A 15,758-nucleotide genomic window follows, 5' to 3' on the forward strand; every position below is an offset into this window, starting at 1 on the left:
CGACTTGCATGTGTTAAGCCTGCCGCCAGCGTTCGTTCTGAGCCAGGATCAAACTCTCAAGTTAAAGAATTTGATCTCGACTTCACTCTACGCAAATTGACAGAGATCCACTCATATCCAGCGTTTCCGCCGGAATGGTGAACTCTCAAAACGTAGATTGGTCGAAGTCTCTTTATCAACTGCCCGAAGGCAGTCCGCAAGGACCTCGCCGTCCACGTTTCTCTTTCTTTCTTCACTTGTCAAAGAGCACGAGCCATCCGAAGACAACAACGACCTGCACCGGAAATCCCGGCTTCAGGCCGCGCTATATTTCAGAGAACTCGCGAGATCGAAACCACTCAGTGGCTCGCCTCGTGTTGAGCCCATGTAGGCTCGCCGAATTCCTTTGTCAACTCCGTATTCGATCTTCACCGAACCGGTTTTTGACCCCCATCCGAAGATGAGCACTTCCAGTGAACGGCGTTTCTTTCCCGACCAAGGTCGGGCGAAACGGCCCGGTTTCAGAGGAAGTGTTTGGCGCCGTTCGCGTCAGCGGCGGCGTCGATGGGCGCTTTATAGGCTCAACCTTTTGGGCCTGTCAACAACGATGTGAAAGTTTTTTGACGCGTTTCGGATCTCTTTCGCCGAACCCTTGGAATTCGGCGAAAACCAGCTGGCCTGCCTCACTGCGGACACAGTGCGGATCGAAGCACCGGCAATAGCAACGCTTGTCACAGCGACGCTCGCGCGGTCCCGCTCTGTGCGGTCGTCGTCGATTGTGCTAGAGCGCCGTTTCAATATTAACTCTCACGCCTGCCGAACTCCGCTCCCGATGATTCATCCCCCACCAGACGAGCCCCCCGCGAAAGGCGCCCTCCGCGACTTTTCGCGCGCGTCGTCGGTGGATCTGGGACATGAGCCGCCGCTGAGCCCTGCGGGCGCCGCCGCGCCCGAGGTCGACCGCCGCGAGGTCAATCTGCGCTGGCTCGGCGCAAGCGTCCTGACCGGCGTCACCGGCGCGGCTTTGATCGGCGCTTCTATCTATATAGCGATCGAGGGCGCGACCTACTCCGTGTCCCAGCCCGAGCGGGCGACCGTGAACGCCGCCCGCGGTGAGAACGCCGACGAGCGCATCACGAATGTGGCTCGCAAGGGCGACAGACTGAATCGGGTCGAAAACACTTCCTCCGCCAAGCAAAGCTTCCGGGCGCCCATGACCATTCGCAACGGCGACCGCGAGGCGATCAAGGTGCGCCAGTTCGTCAAGGTCGCAACCAACCTATCGCTGACGGCGGGCACCTATGCGAGCGATATTCCTCCCTTCAATCCGATGCGTCTCTTCGCCGAGGATTCGCAGGAGCGGGCGACCGAGCCCGCCCCGGAAGTCGCCGATGCGGACGTGTCCGTAGTCCGTCGGGACCTGGCCCTGATCGCCATCGAGGCGAGCGCCCCGTCTCTGGCGGACAGCGACGTCCTCGCGATTCTCGAGGAAGAGCGCCGCATGTCGGCCGAGGCCGGCCGCCGTACCTCCGTGCCGATTCCAGCCCAGCAGATGCTCTCGCGCACTCTCCGGCAGCCGGACGGGCTTGGAGAAGCGCTCGGCTATGCCCGTCTCGTCGACGCGCCCTTCAGCTCCATCGAGGTGCGGGTGGTGCCGGAGAACGTCACCAACCTTCCGAAAGTCGATCAGCGGACCGCCACCCCCCTCATCGAGGAGCGGGACGTCGTTCTCAAGAAAGGCGAGACTCTCGAGACGACACTGCGCGCTTACGGCGCGAGCCCGGACCAGATTCAGGCCATCACCACAGCGCTTGCGGCCCGCATCAAAGTGACCGCCCTCACCGAGGGTCAGCGGCTGCGTATTCTCATCGCCCCCGGCCCGCGGCTCGGCGACCCCAAGCAGATCGTGCGCGTGCTTGTGCTCGGCGACAAAGGCCTCGACGCGATTGCGGCGACGAACGACCGCGGCGTTTTCGTGTCGGTCACGCCCCCGGCCGACCAGACCGATCCCAAGCAGGTCGCTGCCGACGACGAGGAGACGGATGAGGAAGGCGGCGGCGTGAGCCTTTATCAAAGCCTGTATGAAACGGCTTTGAAGAACGACCTGCCCCGCCAGACTGTGGACGAGCTGGTCCGGATCTTCGGCTACGATGTCGATTTCCAGCGCCGGGTCTCGGCCGGAGACACTTTCGAGATCTTCTACGGCTCGGACGACGAAAACGCGCCCCCCGAAGTCCTTTACGCCGCCCTCTCGGTCGGCGGCGAGGCACGGCGCGTCTATCGTTACCAGGGAGACGATGGTGCCATCGACTTCTTCGACGAAGCCGGGCGCTCCCTCAAGAAATTCCTGATCCGCAAGCCCATCACCGAAGGCATCCTGCGCTCGGGCTTCGGCTCCCGATATCATCCGATTCTGGGTTACACCCGTCCGCATACGGGCGTGGACTGGGCCAATAGGATCGGAACGCCGATCATCGCCGCGGGTAACGGCACCGTGCTCTCGGCCGGCTGGGAATCGGGCTATGGTCGCCATGTGGAGATCCAGCACACCAACGGCTACGTGACGACCTATTCGCACATGTCGAATTTCGGCAAAGGCATCGCGGCAGGCGTCAAAGTCCAGCAGGGCCAAGTGATCGGCTTTCTTGGCAATTCGGGCCTCTCGACCGGGCCGCACCTCCACTATGAGGTGAAGATCAACGGCAGCTTTGTCGATCCGCTGAAAATCCGCCTGCCCCGAGGCCGCGAGCTTGAAGGCCGCGGACTTACCGAATTCAAGCGCCAGCGCGAGCAGGTCAACGAGTTGATGGGCCATGCGGGCGCCTCCGCCAACCTCGCCCAGCGCGCTGAGATCCGATAAGGCCCATGCTTGATCTTCTGATGATCGTTCTGCCGGTCTTCGGCCTGATCGGCGTCGGTTATCTGGCCCGGCGCACGGGATATGTCTCCGACAGAGCGGGGGAAGGCCTCTCCGAATTCGTCTTCACGCTCTCCCTGCCCTGCCTGATTTTCAAGACGCTGGTGCGGGCGGACATTCCAGCTGTGCAGCCTTGGGGCTATTGGATCTCCTACTTTGCCGGGGTCGCCATCGTGTGGGCCATCGCCACGGTGATCGGGCAGCGGGCGTTTGGGCTGAAAGGCATCTCTGCTGTCGTCGCGGGGTTCTCAGCGGGACAGGCGAACACGGTCTTCGTCGGCGTTCCGATGATCCTGAAAGCCTATGGAGAAGCCGGGGCGGTGCCGCTCTTCATGTTGATCGCCGTGCATCTGCCCGTGACCATGACGCTGGCGACGATTTTGGCTGAGGGCCGCCAAGCCTCGCCGCTCCGCATTCTCGGGCGGCTGGCCACCCACCCCATCGTGGTCGGCATTATCGCGGGTTCAGCCTGTCGCCCTCTGGCGTCCTTCATCCCGGGGCCGGTCTGGCAGATCGTCGAGTTGCTCGGCAGCGCGGCGATCCCCTGCGCCCTGATCTCCATGGGCGTTGCGCTCCATCGCTATGGCCTCGATGCGGGCTGGAAGCTGCCGACGCTGATTTCCGCGCTCAAGCTCGTGCTGCACCCGCTCATCGTCCTGGTGCTGGCGACGCAGGTTTTCCATGTTCCGCCAGTCTGGGCCGGGGTCGCGGTGCTGTTTGCCTCCTGTCCCTCGGGCATCAATGCCTATCTCTTCGCCGAGCGTTACGGGGAAGGCGTTGCCTTGGCATCGAGCGCCGTCACGCTCTCGACCATTTTGGCTTTGGGCACGACCCTGGTCTGGCTTTACGTGCTCGGGGTCGGCTGAGGCGAAAACCCGAGTCGGCGACGCACCTCGTCCGGCGTCGCTCCCTGCCCCCTCACTTCCGCCAGCGATTCCGACTGTCTGCTCTTCGCGAGCTTGTCTCCCACTTGGTCAAGGACGAGGTCGTGGTGGTGGTAGAGAGGCGTCGGCAGGCCGAGCAGGGCTTGTAGCAAAACATGCAGATCGGCTGCAGCCTCGAGGTCCTTGCCGCGCACCACATGGGTGACGCCTTGGAGCGCATCGTCGACGACGACGGCAAGATGATAGCTCGTCGGGACGTCCTTGCGGACGATGATCGCATCTCCCCAGCGCGCCGGGTCCGCGTGACAAGTCGTCTCTTCTCCGTTTTTGTCGAAGCGTTTGAACAGGTGAGGACCGGGGGCGAGCGCCAGGGCGGCCGCCATGTCGATGCGCCAGCTATGCGGTCGGCCCGACGCTGAAAGGTGCGCAACTTCGCCGGCACTTAATGTCCGGCAGGTCCCGGGATAAAGCGGAGCGCCATCGGGATCTCTCGGCCAAGGTTGCCCCGTCGTAGCTTCGCGGAGGACGACCGCATCGGCGATCTCTTTCCGGGAGCAGAAGCAGGAATAGACAATGCCTTGCTCCTTCAGCTTGGCGAAGGCGGCCCGGTAATCGTCGAAATGCTCGGATTGCCGGCGCACGGGCCTTTCCCAGTTCAGGCCAAGCCAGGTCAGGTCATCATAGATAGCGGCCTCGAATTCCGGTCGGCAGCGAGTGAGGTCGATATCCTCGATCCTCAGAAGAAGGCGTCCGCCGAAACGCTCGGCGAAATCGGCGTTCAGGAGCGCCGAGTAAGCGTGACCGAAATGCAGCCGCCCATTCGGGCTCGGAGCGAATCGGAAAACGGGTCTCGCCACGGGCCAGTCACGCCCGCGCTGCTGCGAGCGCCATCTGGGCCCCGTGGCGGAGGTAGGCGCTGTCGCTGGCGACCGACACGAGGTGGAAGCCCTTGGCGACCATGTCCGCCGCGCGCGCTCCAGTGGGCGCATAGATGCCGGCCACCTTGCCGGCGGCCTTCACGCGGGAGAGGGCGTAATCGATCGCCTCCTCAACCTCTGCGCTCAGCGGATTGACCTTCGCGCCCTGGGACAGGGCGATGGAAAGGTCGGCAGGGCCGATGAAGATGCCGTCGATGCCCGGAACGGCCAGAATGTCGTCGATGATGTTCAACGCCTCGCGGGTTTCCACCATCGCGAGGGCGACCGAGAGGCCGTTCGCGACGGGGAAATATTCCGCCGCCTGCATGCCTGTCAGGGACAGAGCGCCATGCGGCCCCCAGCTGCGCTCGCCGATGGGCGGGTATTTCATGAAGGAGGCAAAGCGCCGCGCATCGTCGATGGTGTTGATCATCGGCGCAATCACGCCGGAAGCACCCGCATCGAGAAAGCGCGAGGCGGTGGCGAATTCCCCAACCGGAACCCGCACGACCGCTGGCTTCCCCGCGCCCGCGATCAGCGGAACGGCGCGGAGAGCATTTGAGAAATCCACCGCCCCGTGCTGCATGTCGACGATGACTGCATCGAAATTCTCGCGCGCCAGAAGCGCCGCGATGGTCGGATCGGGCAGGCCGCACCAGGCCGCAACGGCGGATGGGCCGCCATTGAGGCGATCCAGAAACGATGGATTGGTCGGCATGGCGCCCTTCCCCGAGGTCTGAAGAGTTCTTGGGCGCCTGACGGCGTCCGGGGCCGCAGCTTACCGGCCGGCCTTCACTTCTTCGATGGCTTTTGCCATCAAATCCCCAAGAACGCGGCGGAACTCCGCCTCGTCCGTTGCCTTGCCCGCGGCTTCGAGGTCGCGGCCGACCTTTCGGATCATGTCGGCATCTCCCTCCTCCCCGAAATCGGCGAGGAGCACGCTCTTGGCGTAGGCGTCCGCCTCGGGGCCGCTCTTGCCGAGTTTTTCCGCCACCCAGAGGCCGAAAAGCTTGTTGCGCCGTGCCGTCGCCTTGAAGCGAAGCTCCTCATCGTGGGCGAATTTCTTCTCGAAGGCCTGTTCCCGTTCGTCGAAAGTGGTCATAGACCCCTCTTCTCCCTGTCTGAACCCTTCTGCGATATAGGAACGCACTCGCGTTCCCGCCAATCGCCACCATTTCTACACAGAATGGTCCCAAGCGGGCTGTAACGAAGCAGCAAAAGCGCCGCGTTGTGCTTATGTGAGGGATCGGATAGGTTGCGCCGCAAGCGGGGCGGCGGGTCAGACCGCGCTCACGCCAGCCGCGGAACTGACAGTTTATTCCTCAAGGGGCCACGGCAATGGATTTCCTCAAACCACGGTACACGCCTATGAATCGTCGCCGTCGCATCTACGAAGGCAAGGCGAAGATCCTTTATGAAGGCCCCGAGCCCGGCACGCTCATCCAGCACTTCAAGGATGACGCAACCGCCTTCAACGCCAAGAAGCATGAAGTGATCGACGGCAAAGGCGTGCTCAACAACCGGATCTCGGAACATATTTTCCAGCATCTGAACGATATCGGCATCCCGACCCACTTCATCCGCCGCCTCAACATGCGCGAGCAGCTGATTCGGGAAGTCGAGATCATCCCGCTCGAGGTCATGGTACGGAACGTCGCGGCAGGCTCGCTTGCCACCCGCCTCGGCATCGAGGAGGGCACGCAGCTCCCTCGCTCGATCATCGAATTCTATTACAAGAATGACGCGCTCAACGACCCGATGGTGTCGGAAGAGCACATCACGGCCTTCGGTTGGGCGACCCCGCAGGAGATCGACGACATCATGGCGCTCGCCATCCGCGTCAACGATTTCCTCTCCGGCCTCTTCCTCGGCGTCGGCATCCGCCTCGTCGACTTCAAGATGGAGACGGGCCGCCTCTGGGAAGGCGAGATGATGCGCATCGTCGTCGCCGACGAAATCTCCCCCGATTCCTGCCGCCTGTGGGACATCAAGTCCAAGGACAAGCTGGATAAGGACCGTTTCCGCCGCGACATGGGTGGGCTGGTCGAGGCCTATTCGGAAGTGGCTCGCCGTCTCGGCATCATGTCCGAGAACGAGAACCCGACCATGGGCGGCCCGCGTCTCGTGCAGTGAGCGGGTTTCCTTCGTCATTGAAACTGAAATGCCCGGTTCCACGCCGGGCATTGTCGTTTGGGCTGGCCCTTTTTCTCGCGCTCGCCGGGTGCGGCTACGTCCCCCGCCCGGTCGAAGGCGTGCCGCCCGGGCCGCCGTGGGAGGCGCTGCCCTTGGGCAAGTGGCTCGCCGAGGACCGGGCGGAGCCACAAGCTCTGTCCTTCTGTGCACCGCCCGAATGCCGCCCCGGACTTGCCGTGGCGGTTGTGCGTCTGAAGGGAAAGGACGCGGAGACAACCGACCGCCTCATGAGAAAGCCCGCGGCTCTGGCGCAGGCCCTGCGCTCTCCCAAGACAGCCGTGTCCACGGTAGCGTTGCAGGAAGGCCCGTCCTACGGCTTCACAATCAGCCTCGGCCCTCAAAAAGGCGGCAAGGCGCCGGCCTTCGGCGCGGTCCTCGGGCAGCGCTCTGGCGAGGACCTGATGGTGGTCCTGGTCATTGGCGATGCGGCCGACGCGGTGGAGGCCACCGCACGCCGGGTCGCCCGTGCCGAATTGGGGCAATGAACCGTTGTTTCTTGAAGCCATTGGCTTTATGGCGTTGGCCATCTTTTCAAAAGCCGAGGATCCCATGAAAGCTCGCGTCACCGTGACCCTGAAAAACGGCGTTCTCGATCCGCAAGGCAAGGCCATCGAAGGCGCGCTGAAATCGCTCGGAGTCGAGGGCATCGATGGCGTGCGGCAGGGCAAGGTGTTCGACATCGAGCTCGGCACCACCGACAAGGCAAAGGCCGAAGCGGCCCTCAAGGCGGCCTGCGAGAAGCTGTTGGCGAATACGGTGATCGAAAACTATAACGTTGCAATTGAAAGCGGCCACTGAGGCCGCTCAGATGCAACCGAGGTTTTCAATGCGCATTCTCCTGTCCTGTCTTCTGCTGGGACTCTTGACGGCTTGCCAAACGACGCGCTCGTCAACGAATCTATTCTCCGAAAGCACACGGTTTCCTGCCGACAAGTGGGCTACAAGGAGCATAAAATCTAGCGAGTTCGAAAGCACTGCGTATATCTGCCCGCCGACCAAGTGCGGCGAGTTGGTGATAGTCGCCATAGCCAAATTTGAAGGGCGGAATACGGCCCTCCTGACAACGGAAGATGTCCTTCGTCTGAAGTCTGTCAACGAACCCTTGCTCAGGGAAATGGCGAACCTTCACACGACGAGCAAAACCGGGACGATCGAGATTAAAACCGTCCGGAAGATCAATGCGGAGCCACTAGGCTTCTATTATGACGGCACGGCAACGAACGCCAAAGGCACAAACGCCTACTTCGCCGTTGAAGCCCGTGTCCGAGGCAATCGGATGGTAACGGGTGTCGCATTCTCAGAATCGGCTAAAATGGCGAAAGACAGTCTCAAGCTCGCCAAGCTTCCACCTATCCTGAACTGAGGACCTCATGAAATCCGCTGTCATCGTTTTTCCCGGTTCCAATCGCGAAGGCGACATGTTGCGGGCGCTCAAACAGGCCGGCTCACGGGTTGAGAAGGTTTGGCATGCGGATACCGAGCTGCCTCCCGGCACCGACCTCGTCGTTCTGCCGGGGGGGTTTTCCTATGGCGACTATCTGCGCTGCGGCGCAATTGCCGGGCGCGCGCACATCATGGATGCGGTGCGCGCCCACGCGGCGCGTGGCGGATTGGTCCTCGGGGTCTGCAACGGCTTCCAGATCCTCTGCGAGTCGGGGCTTTTGCCGGGCATCCTGATGCGCAATGCGAACCTGAAATTCATCTGCCACCGTCAGTTCCTGCGGGTGGAGCGCAACGACACGGCCTTCACCAAGGCTTACGCCAAGGGCCAGGCCATCGATGTCTGCGTGGCGCATGGCGAGGGCAACTACACCGCCGATGCCGAAACCCTGAAGCGCCTGGAAGGCGAAGGCCTCGTCGCCTTCCGCTATTGCGACGCCGACGGGCAGGTGACGCCCGATGCCAACCGCAACGGCTCGATGAATTCCATTGCCGGCATCTATTCAGAAAAGCTCAACGTGATGGGCATGATGCCCCATCCCGAGAACCTGATCGAAGACATGATGGGCGGCACGGACGGACGCGGCCTCTTCCAGAGCCTCGTGTCTTCGCTCGCCAAAGCGGCATAAGTCGATAGCGGGGACGAGACGCCCCCGGCTCCCTTAACGGGAAGCGAAGCATCTCAAATGAGGACGCCGATTGTTCCTTCTATCTTCCTTTTGGAAGCGCAAAGAAACGAGACCCTGATGATCCGCAACGACGTCGCCAGCACCCCGGAGCTGGTCAAGGAGCACGGGCTGAAGCCTGACGAATACGAGCGTTTCGTGGCGCTCATCGGCCGCACGCCGACGATTACCGAACTCGGCATTGTGTCGGCCATGTGGAACGAGCATTGCTCGTACAAGTCCTCGCGCATGCATCTGCGCGGCCTGCCGACGAAGGCGCCGTGGGTTATCCAGGGTCCCGGCGAGAATGCAGGCGTGATCGATATCGGAGATGGGCTCGCCTGCGTGTTCAAGATGGAGAGCCACAACCATCCCTCCTTCATCGAGCCCTACCAAGGCGCGACGACGGGTGTCGGCGGAATCTTGCGCGACGTGTTCACCATGGGCGCGCGCCCCATCGCGGCGCTGAATTTTTTGCGCTTCGGCGAACCTAATCACCCGAAGACCCGTCACCTCGTGTCTGGCGTCGTTGCGGGCATCGGCGGCTACGGCAACTCCTTCGGCGTGCCGACTGTTGGCGGCAGCGTCGGCTTCCATCCGCGCTACAACGGCAACATTCTCGTCAACGCCATGGCGGTGGGCCTCGCCCGCACCAATGAGATTTTCTACGCAGCGGCGACCGGCGTCGGAAATCCCATCGTCTATCTCGGCTCCAAGACCGGGCGTGACGGCATCCACGGCGCGACCATGGCCTCCGCCGAGTTCGACGATGCCTCCGAGGAGAAGCGCCCGACCGTGCAGGTGGGCGATCCCTTTGCAGAAAAGCTGCTGCTCGAAGCCTGCCTTGAACTCATGAAGTCCGGCGCGGTCATCGCGATCCAGGACATGGGCGCAGCGGGCCTCACCTGCTCCGCCGTCGAAATGGGTGCGAAGGGCGATCTCGGCGTCGAACTCGACCTCGACAAGGTGCCCTGCCGCGAAGAGGGCATGACGGCCTACGAGATGATGCTCTCCGAGAGCCAGGAGCGCATGCTCATGGTGCTCAAGCCCGGCATGGAGAAGGAAGCGGAAGCCATCTTCGTGAAATGGGGCCTCGATTTCGCGGTCATCGGCAAGACCACCGACACGCTGCGCTTCGTGGTGAAGCACCACGGCGAGGTGATGGCCGACCTGCCGATCAAGGAATTGGGCGACGAAGCGCCGCTCTACGACCGCCCGCACATTCCCAACACCCATCTGCCGGTCATCGCGCCGGAAAGCGTGAAGGCCCCGGTCTCGGAAGCCGACGCGCTCGTCAAGCTCGTGGGTTCGCCCGACCAGTGCTCCAAGCGCTGGGTGTGGGAGCAGTACGATCACCTGATTCTCGGCAACACCGTCCAGATCCCCGGCGGGGACGCCGGCCTCGTGCGGATCGAGGATGGGCCGAAGGGCCTTGCCATGACCACCGACGTGACGCCGCGCTATTGCGAGGCCGATCCGGTCGAGGGCGGCAAGCAGGCGGTGGCGGAAGCCTGGCGCAACATCACCGCCGTCGGCGGCCTGCCACTCGCCATCACCGACAACCTGAACTTCGGCAGCCCCGAGCGGCCCGAGGTGATGGGCCAGTTCGTCGGCTGCCTGCGCGGCATTTCGGAAGCCTGCCGCGCGCTCGACTTCCCCGTCGTGTCCGGCAACGTGTCGCTCTACAACGAGACCAACGGTCAAGGCATTCTGCCGACCCCGGCCATCGGCGGCGTCGGCCTGCTCGACGACGTGACGGTCAATGCCTCCGTCGCTTTCAAGGACGAGGGAGAGGCCATCATCCTCATCGGCGAAACTGCAGGCTGGCTGGGGCAGTCGATCTACCTCCGCGACATCTGCGGCCGCGAAGAAGGCGCGCCACCGCCGGTCGATCTCACCACCGAGCGGCGTAACGGCGACTTCGTGCGCCAGCTCATCCGCTCGCGACAGGTCAAGACGGTGCACGACTGCTCCGATGGCGGCCTCGCGCTCACGCTGGCCGAGATGGCGATGGCCGGCGGAATCGGCGCGACCATTGCCACCGCGCCGGAGGGCTTGGCCCTCCATGCCTTCCTCTTCGGTGAGGATCAGGGCCGCTATGTGCTCGCCGTCGACCCGGATGAAGCCGCTGACATCCTCTATGAGGCCGCATCCATCGGCGTTCCGGCGATGGCGCTCGGCATCACGGGCGGCGATTCGTTGATTCTGCCCGGCGGGCAGGCCATATCGGTGACGAAATTGAAGGCAGCGCATGAATCCTGGCTGCCGGACTACATGGCCGGCAAGGCTTGAGGAACTGACACGATGCCGATGGATGCGCGCGAAATCGAAAACATGATCAAGGCCGCCCTCCCCGACGCGGAGGTCGAGATCAAGGATCTGGCGGGAGACGGCGATCACTACGCCGCCACCGTCTCCTCCTCGGCCTTCAAGGGCAAAAGCCGGGTGCAGCAGCACCAGATGGTCTACGCGGCGCTGCAAGGCCGCATGGGCGGCGCGCTGCACGCTCTTGCACTGACGACACTGACGCCCGACAATTAATGATCGAACCCGGCGCCTTGAACGCCGAGGAACAGGAGAATTCCATGACCGACGCCCGCCAGGTGATCGACAACGAAGTGAAGTCCAACGACGTCGTGCTGTTCATGAAGGGCACGCCGCAATTCCCCATGTGCGGGTTCTCGGGCCAGGTGGTCCAGATCCTCAACTACCTCGGTGTGCCCTATAAGGGCGTCAACGTTCTCGAGGACGAGGGCATCCGCCAGAGCATCAAGGACTATTCCAACTGGCCGACCATTCCGCAGCTCTATGTGAAGGGCGAGTTCGTCGGTGGCTGCGACATCACTCGCGAGATGTTCCAGGCCGGCGAGCTGCAGCAGCTCTTTGCCGACAAGGGCATCAAGATCGAGCAGAGCGCCTGAGGCGCTGCGCCAATCACGTATTCAAAAGCGGGGCCCATCCCCGCTTTTTTATTGGGCCGCCGCCTGCGCCCGATGTTTTGTCACATAGCCCCGACCCGGCGCTTTCGGGCACATTGCGCCCGCATTCGCCGCCACAAGAACGATATGCGGCGATCTTCGATCGGGGGTTTCATGTCCGAACAGCAAACGAACGTCGTCATGTTCAGGCCGCGCAAGGGCGCCGAGATACGGTACCCGGCCAAAAGCCTGCTTGAGAGGGTCTATGCGGCCGGCTCCATCGCGGTCGCGGCGGACGACATCGCCACCAAGACGGCAGCCACGATGCTGGAAGCGCTAGGTTTGCTCGTCATCGAGCAAGTGCAGATCAACGGCACGATCCAGCCAGTCATCCGCGGCCAAGCGACAGGCCGACCGTGGCGGCTATCCAAGCCCGCCTTCACCGGGCGGGCCGGGGCGCCGGATGGAATGGGAGCCTTTCTGGCCTAGCGCCTAGGAACGTCCCAAAGCCGCGCGCATGAAGGCCAGCGCGTCCGGCGAAGCCCATTCCGCGGGGCCCTTCAGAAGCGCCAGTTCGCAGCCGGAATCATGCACGACGAAGGTCGCCGGCAGGCCGACCACGTGCCCGGACTTCTGGAGCGTCTGCAAAACCTTGCCCGTCGGGTCCGCGTAGTAGGCGAGGTTGTGGACCCCGTTCTCCTGCAGCCATGCCCTCGGCTTGTCGGGGTTGCGGGTGTCGACATTGATCGCGACGACCTCGAAATCCTTGCCGCCGAGTTCCGCCTGGAGCTTGTCGAGCGCCGGCATTTCCTGGCGGCACGGCACGCACCACGTCGCCCATAAATTCACGAGAATCGTTTTGCCGCGGAAGTCGGACAGCGTTTTGGGCTGGCCGTCCGGTCCGGTGAAATTGATCGCGGGCGCGGGTTTTGGCGTGCTGCTCACCCCGACGGCCGCCACCTCGCCCTTCGCCAGGGGTTTGAGACTATCGAGAACGGGCTTCGCGAGCCGGCATTCGGAGGCGCCGGAAGCGGTCAGCTCCGGCCTCGAAAGCCCATACCAAACGCCGGCAGCGGCAACGAGGCCCAGCCCGACGATGACGGCGGCCCAGAGGAGACGGGGCACCGAACGCGTGTGAGATGCAGAAGACATGATCCATGCATCTGACGCGTTTTCTCGCGCCCCTCAACCCCCGAACGCGGCGGGATGATCACGATCCCGTGCTGCTGGGAGCGGCAAAGCGGGTCAGATCACAAAGAAATCCGCCGACGTCATCTTCAGATTCTTGGACAGGGTCACGAATTGCATCGCCTTGCCCTTGCCCGACCCATCGGCATCGTAGAGGAGCGCGCCGGTCTTGTCGTTGTAGATGATACGGTCATCCTTGTCGTGAGCCGCCGCGCCGATCCAGAAAGCGCCCTTCGCTAGCGCACCCTTCTTCGCAATTTTCGAGAAGATCGATTTGGCGAGATGAATCGTGTCGTCCTTGACGTTGAAGTCGACGATCTTGTCCACGTTGGTCTTGGCGTTGAGCTTCGTATCGAAGATGAAGGCGTCCTTGCCGATCCCGCCTTTGAGCGTATCCTTACCAAGGCCACCGGCAAGCTTGTCGTTACCGGATCCGCCATCGATTACGTTGGCGCCGGCATTGCCGGTGATGACATTGGTCAGAGAATTGCCCGTCAGCTTGAGGGATGCGGCACCCGCCGCGGTGAGATTCTCGAGGAAGGCGGCAAGCTTATAGTCAATGAGCGTGATCACCGTGTCGGTGCCGCCGGACGAGGTTTCGACAACCTTATCGGCAGCATTGTCGACATAGTAAGTATCATTCCCGGCCCCACCCTGCATCGTGTCGGCCCCCGTGCTGCCATTTAGCACGTTTGCCAAACTGTTGCCGACGAGAGTGTCGTTCTTGTTGGCGCCGCCCAGGTTGATGTTGGCGATACCCTCCTGGGCCTTGAGGACTTCAACCTCGGTATCGTTGCCGAGATTGGCGGTGTAGCCGACGATGATGGTATCGTACCCTCCACCTCGCTCCTCGATGACGGCATCGCCGGGCGTCAAGTAATAGACGTCATCGCCGGCGCCGCCGACGAGGGTGTCGCGCCCCTCGCCGCCCCTAAGGATGTCACTTCCGGCATACCCATAGAGCTTGTCGTCACCCCGCCCACCCGACAGGGTGTCGCCATAGATCGTGCCGCCGAACTGTTCACCGCCGTCGCCGGCCTGCCATTGAACGCCCGTAGGACGCGGATCGAAGATCTGCGAGAGCGTCTGCGCAGCATCGCCGTTGTGGTCGACCCAGGAAGTGACGAACCGTCCATCGTTGAGCACGGTCAGCGAGTGGCCGTCCTGATCTCCCGTCTTGTTTGCCCCAATGGTGAAAGGAGCGAAGACCTCACCGCCGGAGGAGTTGTACGTGGCAGCGACGATATCCGAATCCGCGCCATAGCGAGAGAACGCCACCGCAAAACCGCCATCCGGCAGCGCCTTGACCACGGGCGAAGCGACGCTTGCATCGTTGTTCTTGTAAATAAGGATCTCGTCGCTGACGGGGGTGCCGTTCCCGTCATATATCCGGGCCTTGAGCGCCCCACCCGCCGCGACGCCATCGCCCCAAACGGCGACGAAGCGGCCATTGGCGAGGGCAGCAATCGCCGGCGGAGACGAGACATTGTCGAGATGCGTGATCGTGACAATCCTCTCCGAACCGACATAGGCAACGAGATCAACGCCCGGATCCAAGTCTGGAATCACATAATCGAGCGTCACGCCGACGCCGGTCGTCAACCCGGCGCTCACGGGCATGGAGCCGTGGGAAGATAGAGGCTCATCATGCTCTTGAACCCCGGCTTTATCGAAGAACGCACGCCGAACCGTCGTCGCGTCTTCGTAAGAGATCATGTAGGTGCCGTCGGCCAACGCAGCGATTCGCGGGGAAGAAAGCGCCGTACCCGCACCGACCGCAATGATACCGCTGTCCGCTTCATGATTGGCGCGCATGATCTGAGACTTGATCGTCGTTGCGCCCAGCCCATCGTCTTGCGTCCAGGCGACGACATAGCGGCCATCGCCGAGCACGGAAGCGGCGATGGAGGTGATGAAGCCGCTGGAAGCCGACGCGAGGACGAAGACCGCCCCGCTCGGCGTGCCATCGGCATTGAAGACACGGGCGACAGCGTCGCTCCCTCCTCCCTCCTTCGCGCGGCTCCACACAGCGAGAAGCGTGCCGTCCGCCAGCGCCGTCAGTTCAGATGCGGTTCCCCCAGCAATCAGTTGTTCGGATCCCGACAGAACAGGTTGCGCCATAATGAGCCCTCTCAACAAAACCGTTACGTTATCTCATCATTATTGAGCTGAGATGGCGGTGTCACCTGAAATGTCCTTACGGAGCGCAATGGAAAGCGGACCAGGGCTGGCGAGCAGGGCGTAAAGCCCAGCTGCAGCCTCGGTTGCGGCAAGGCGAACCGGTTTGCCTGCCGGGATCTCGTGGCAATAGAAGATTCGGAGCGCGTGAACCCTGTTCTAGCCTCTCGCCTCCGCGGCTCCTTCCCGTTATGGTGCGGCCACGTTTCGGAGCATCTGATGTCGCCACGCCTTGTTTCTTCCCGCGCAGTGCTTGTTGCGGGCCTCCTCGTCCTCAGCCTCTCGGCCTGTGGCCGCCGCGGCGCGCTTGAGCCCCCGCCGGATCCCTCGGCTCCGACGGCTCAGCAGGGGGCCGCAAGCGGGAGCGAAGATGAAAGTGCGCTCCCCTCGCCGGTCGGCACACAGCGTAAAAAGGTCAACCGCGCCTATAAGATCCCCGACCAGCCCTTCATCCTCGACCCGCTGCTCTAGGCCCGGCC

The 15,758-nt window shown here is 62.7% G+C and carries 17 protein-coding genes and 1 rRNA gene; 12 read left to right on the forward strand and 6 right to left on the reverse strand.

Going from position 1 to position 15,758, the window contains the following annotated elements; genetic code table 11:
- Positions 1-64, reverse strand: a 16S ribosomal RNA gene (locus tag HB375_RS16385); the annotation flags it as partial.
- Between the two features lie 747 nt (positions 65-811).
- Here HB375_RS16385 and HB375_RS16390 point away from each other — a divergent pair.
- Both HB375_RS16390 and HB375_RS16395 read left to right on the forward strand, forming a co-directional pair.
- Complete coding sequence (locus tag HB375_RS16390; protein WP_167674095.1) at positions 812-2,839, forward strand: peptidoglycan DD-metalloendopeptidase family protein; 2,028 nt, start codon at positions 812-814, stop codon at positions 2,837-2,839.
- Positions 2,840-2,844: 5 nt separating this feature from the next.
- Positions 2,845-3,762, forward strand: coding sequence for an AEC family transporter (locus HB375_RS16395; RefSeq protein WP_167674096.1), 918 nt, complete (start codon positions 2,845-2,847; stop codon positions 3,760-3,762).
- On the opposite strand, the gene gluQRS is transcribed toward HB375_RS16395, so the two are convergent.
- Genes gluQRS through HB375_RS16410 form a run of 3 tightly spaced genes read right to left on the reverse strand, consistent with a single transcriptional unit; the run spans position 3,741 to position 5,799 of the window.
- Positions 3,741-4,637, reverse strand: coding sequence for a tRNA glutamyl-Q(34) synthetase GluQRS (gluQRS, locus tag HB375_RS16400; RefSeq protein ID WP_167674097.1), 897 nt, complete (start codon positions 4,635-4,637; stop codon positions 3,741-3,743). The two genes, HB375_RS16395 and gluQRS, sit on opposite strands and share 22 nt — an antisense overlap.
- 7 nt (positions 4,638-4,644) lie before the next feature.
- Positions 4,645-5,415 carry an HpcH/HpaI aldolase family protein gene (locus HB375_RS16405; protein WP_167674098.1) on the reverse strand — a complete coding sequence of 257 codons (771 nt, stop codon included), beginning with the start codon at positions 5,413-5,415 and terminating at the stop codon, positions 4,645-4,647.
- Positions 5,416-5,475: 60 nt separating this feature from the next.
- On the reverse strand, positions 5,476-5,799 hold the full coding sequence (locus HB375_RS16410) for a DUF1476 domain-containing protein (protein WP_167674099.1): 324 nt from the start codon (positions 5,797-5,799) through the stop codon (positions 5,476-5,478).
- A gap of 236 nt (positions 5,800-6,035) precedes the next feature.
- Between HB375_RS16410 and purC the strand changes: the two genes are divergently transcribed.
- The 9 genes from purC (at position 6,036) to HB375_RS16455 (ending at position 12,402) form a co-directional block, all read left to right on the forward strand.
- Positions 6,036-6,830: a phosphoribosylaminoimidazolesuccinocarboxamide synthase gene (gene purC, locus HB375_RS16415; protein ID WP_167674100.1), complete on the forward strand. Its 795-nt coding sequence runs from the start codon at positions 6,036-6,038 to the stop codon at positions 6,828-6,830.
- A gap of 17 nt (positions 6,831-6,847) precedes the next feature.
- Positions 6,848-7,375, forward strand: a complete 528-nt coding sequence (locus HB375_RS16420; protein ID WP_167674101.1) for a hypothetical protein — start codon at positions 6,848-6,850, stop codon at positions 7,373-7,375.
- Between the two features lie 64 nt (positions 7,376-7,439).
- Positions 7,440-7,688: a phosphoribosylformylglycinamidine synthase subunit PurS gene (gene purS, locus HB375_RS16425; RefSeq protein WP_167674102.1), complete on the forward strand. Its 249-nt coding sequence runs from the start codon at positions 7,440-7,442 to the stop codon at positions 7,686-7,688.
- A 28-nt stretch (positions 7,689-7,716) separates the two neighbouring features.
- Complete coding sequence (locus HB375_RS16430; protein WP_167674103.1) at positions 7,717-8,253, forward strand: hypothetical protein; 537 nt, start codon at positions 7,717-7,719, stop codon at positions 8,251-8,253.
- Positions 8,254-8,260: 7 nt separating this feature from the next.
- A complete protein-coding gene (gene purQ / locus HB375_RS16435) occupies positions 8,261-8,959 on the forward strand; it encodes a phosphoribosylformylglycinamidine synthase subunit PurQ (RefSeq protein ID WP_167674104.1) in 699 nt (232 codons plus the stop codon).
- Between the two features lie 117 nt (positions 8,960-9,076).
- The gene (purL, locus tag HB375_RS16440; protein ID WP_167674105.1) at positions 9,077-11,287 is read left to right on the forward strand and encodes a phosphoribosylformylglycinamidine synthase subunit PurL; all 2,211 of its coding nucleotides are present in this window, start codon (positions 9,077-9,079) and stop codon (positions 11,285-11,287) included.
- A gap of 12 nt (positions 11,288-11,299) precedes the next feature.
- The gene (locus HB375_RS16445; protein ID WP_167674106.1) at positions 11,300-11,536 is read left to right on the forward strand and encodes a BolA family protein; all 237 of its coding nucleotides are present in this window, start codon (positions 11,300-11,302) and stop codon (positions 11,534-11,536) included.
- A 44-nt stretch (positions 11,537-11,580) separates the two neighbouring features.
- Positions 11,581-11,916, forward strand: coding sequence for a Grx4 family monothiol glutaredoxin (grxD, locus tag HB375_RS16450; RefSeq protein WP_167674107.1), 336 nt, complete (start codon positions 11,581-11,583; stop codon positions 11,914-11,916).
- A gap of 171 nt (positions 11,917-12,087) precedes the next feature.
- Positions 12,088-12,402 carry a hypothetical protein gene (locus HB375_RS16455; RefSeq protein WP_167674108.1) on the forward strand — a complete coding sequence of 105 codons (315 nt, stop codon included), beginning with the start codon at positions 12,088-12,090 and terminating at the stop codon, positions 12,400-12,402.
- Between the two features lie 3 nt (positions 12,403-12,405).
- On the opposite strand, the gene tlpA is transcribed toward HB375_RS16455, so the two are convergent.
- Together tlpA and HB375_RS16465 are read right to left on the reverse strand one after the other, a co-directional pair.
- On the reverse strand, positions 12,406-13,065 hold the full coding sequence (gene tlpA / locus HB375_RS16460) for a thiol:disulfide interchange protein TlpA (protein WP_167674109.1): 660 nt from the start codon (positions 13,063-13,065) through the stop codon (positions 12,406-12,408).
- A gap of 93 nt (positions 13,066-13,158) precedes the next feature.
- On the reverse strand, positions 13,159-15,222 hold the full coding sequence (locus tag HB375_RS16465; RefSeq protein WP_167674110.1) for a calcium-binding protein: 2,064 nt from the start codon (positions 15,220-15,222) through the stop codon (positions 13,159-13,161).
- Between the two features lie 276 nt (positions 15,223-15,498).
- Between HB375_RS16465 and lptM the strand changes: the two genes are divergently transcribed.
- The gene (gene lptM, locus HB375_RS16470) at positions 15,499-15,750 is read left to right on the forward strand and encodes an LPS translocon maturation chaperone LptM (RefSeq protein ID WP_167674111.1); all 252 of its coding nucleotides are present in this window, start codon (positions 15,499-15,501) and stop codon (positions 15,748-15,750) included.
- Positions 15,751-15,758: the final 8 nt, after the last annotated feature.

The organism is Microvirga terricola (genome assembly GCF_011777495.1).
In the GTDB taxonomy this organism is placed as follows: Bacteria; Pseudomonadota; Alphaproteobacteria; order Rhizobiales; family Beijerinckiaceae; genus Microvirga; species Microvirga terricola.

What these genes read in the sequence shown, in the direction of transcription:
- HB375_RS16390 (WP_167674095.1), top strand. Translation starts at nt 812, where the DNA reads ATGATTCATCCCCCACCAGACGAGCCCCCCGCGAAAGGCGCCCTCCGC.
- HB375_RS16395 (WP_167674096.1), top strand. Translation starts at nt 2,845, where the DNA reads ATGCTTGATCTTCTGATGATCGTTCTGCCGGTCTTCGGCCTGATCGGC.
- HB375_RS16405 (WP_167674098.1), bottom strand. Translation starts at nt 5,415, where the DNA reads ATGCCGACCAATCCATCGTTTCTGGATCGCCTCAATGGCGGCCCATCC.
- HB375_RS16410 (WP_167674099.1), bottom strand. Translation starts at nt 5,799, where the DNA reads ATGACCACTTTCGACGAACGGGAACAGGCCTTCGAGAAGAAATTCGCC.
- purC (WP_167674100.1), top strand. Translation starts at nt 6,036, where the DNA reads ATGGATTTCCTCAAACCACGGTACACGCCTATGAATCGTCGCCGTCGC.
- purS (WP_167674102.1), top strand. Translation starts at nt 7,440, where the DNA reads ATGAAAGCTCGCGTCACCGTGACCCTGAAAAACGGCGTTCTCGATCCG.
- HB375_RS16430 (WP_167674103.1), top strand. Translation starts at nt 7,717, where the DNA reads ATGCGCATTCTCCTGTCCTGTCTTCTGCTGGGACTCTTGACGGCTTGC.
- purQ (WP_167674104.1), top strand. Translation starts at nt 8,261, where the DNA reads ATGAAATCCGCTGTCATCGTTTTTCCCGGTTCCAATCGCGAAGGCGAC.
- purL (WP_167674105.1), top strand. Translation starts at nt 9,077, where the DNA reads ATGATCCGCAACGACGTCGCCAGCACCCCGGAGCTGGTCAAGGAGCAC.
- HB375_RS16445 (WP_167674106.1), top strand. Translation starts at nt 11,300, where the DNA reads ATGCCGATGGATGCGCGCGAAATCGAAAACATGATCAAGGCCGCCCTC.
- grxD (WP_167674107.1), top strand. Translation starts at nt 11,581, where the DNA reads ATGACCGACGCCCGCCAGGTGATCGACAACGAAGTGAAGTCCAACGAC.
- HB375_RS16455 (WP_167674108.1), top strand. Translation starts at nt 12,088, where the DNA reads ATGTCCGAACAGCAAACGAACGTCGTCATGTTCAGGCCGCGCAAGGGC.
- tlpA (WP_167674109.1), bottom strand. Translation starts at nt 13,065, where the DNA reads ATGTCTTCTGCATCTCACACGCGTTCGGTGCCCCGTCTCCTCTGGGCC.
- HB375_RS16465 (WP_167674110.1), bottom strand. Translation starts at nt 15,222, where the DNA reads ATGGCGCAACCTGTTCTGTCGGGATCCGAACAACTGATTGCTGGGGGA.
- lptM (WP_167674111.1), top strand. Translation starts at nt 15,499, where the DNA reads ATGTCGCCACGCCTTGTTTCTTCCCGCGCAGTGCTTGTTGCGGGCCTC.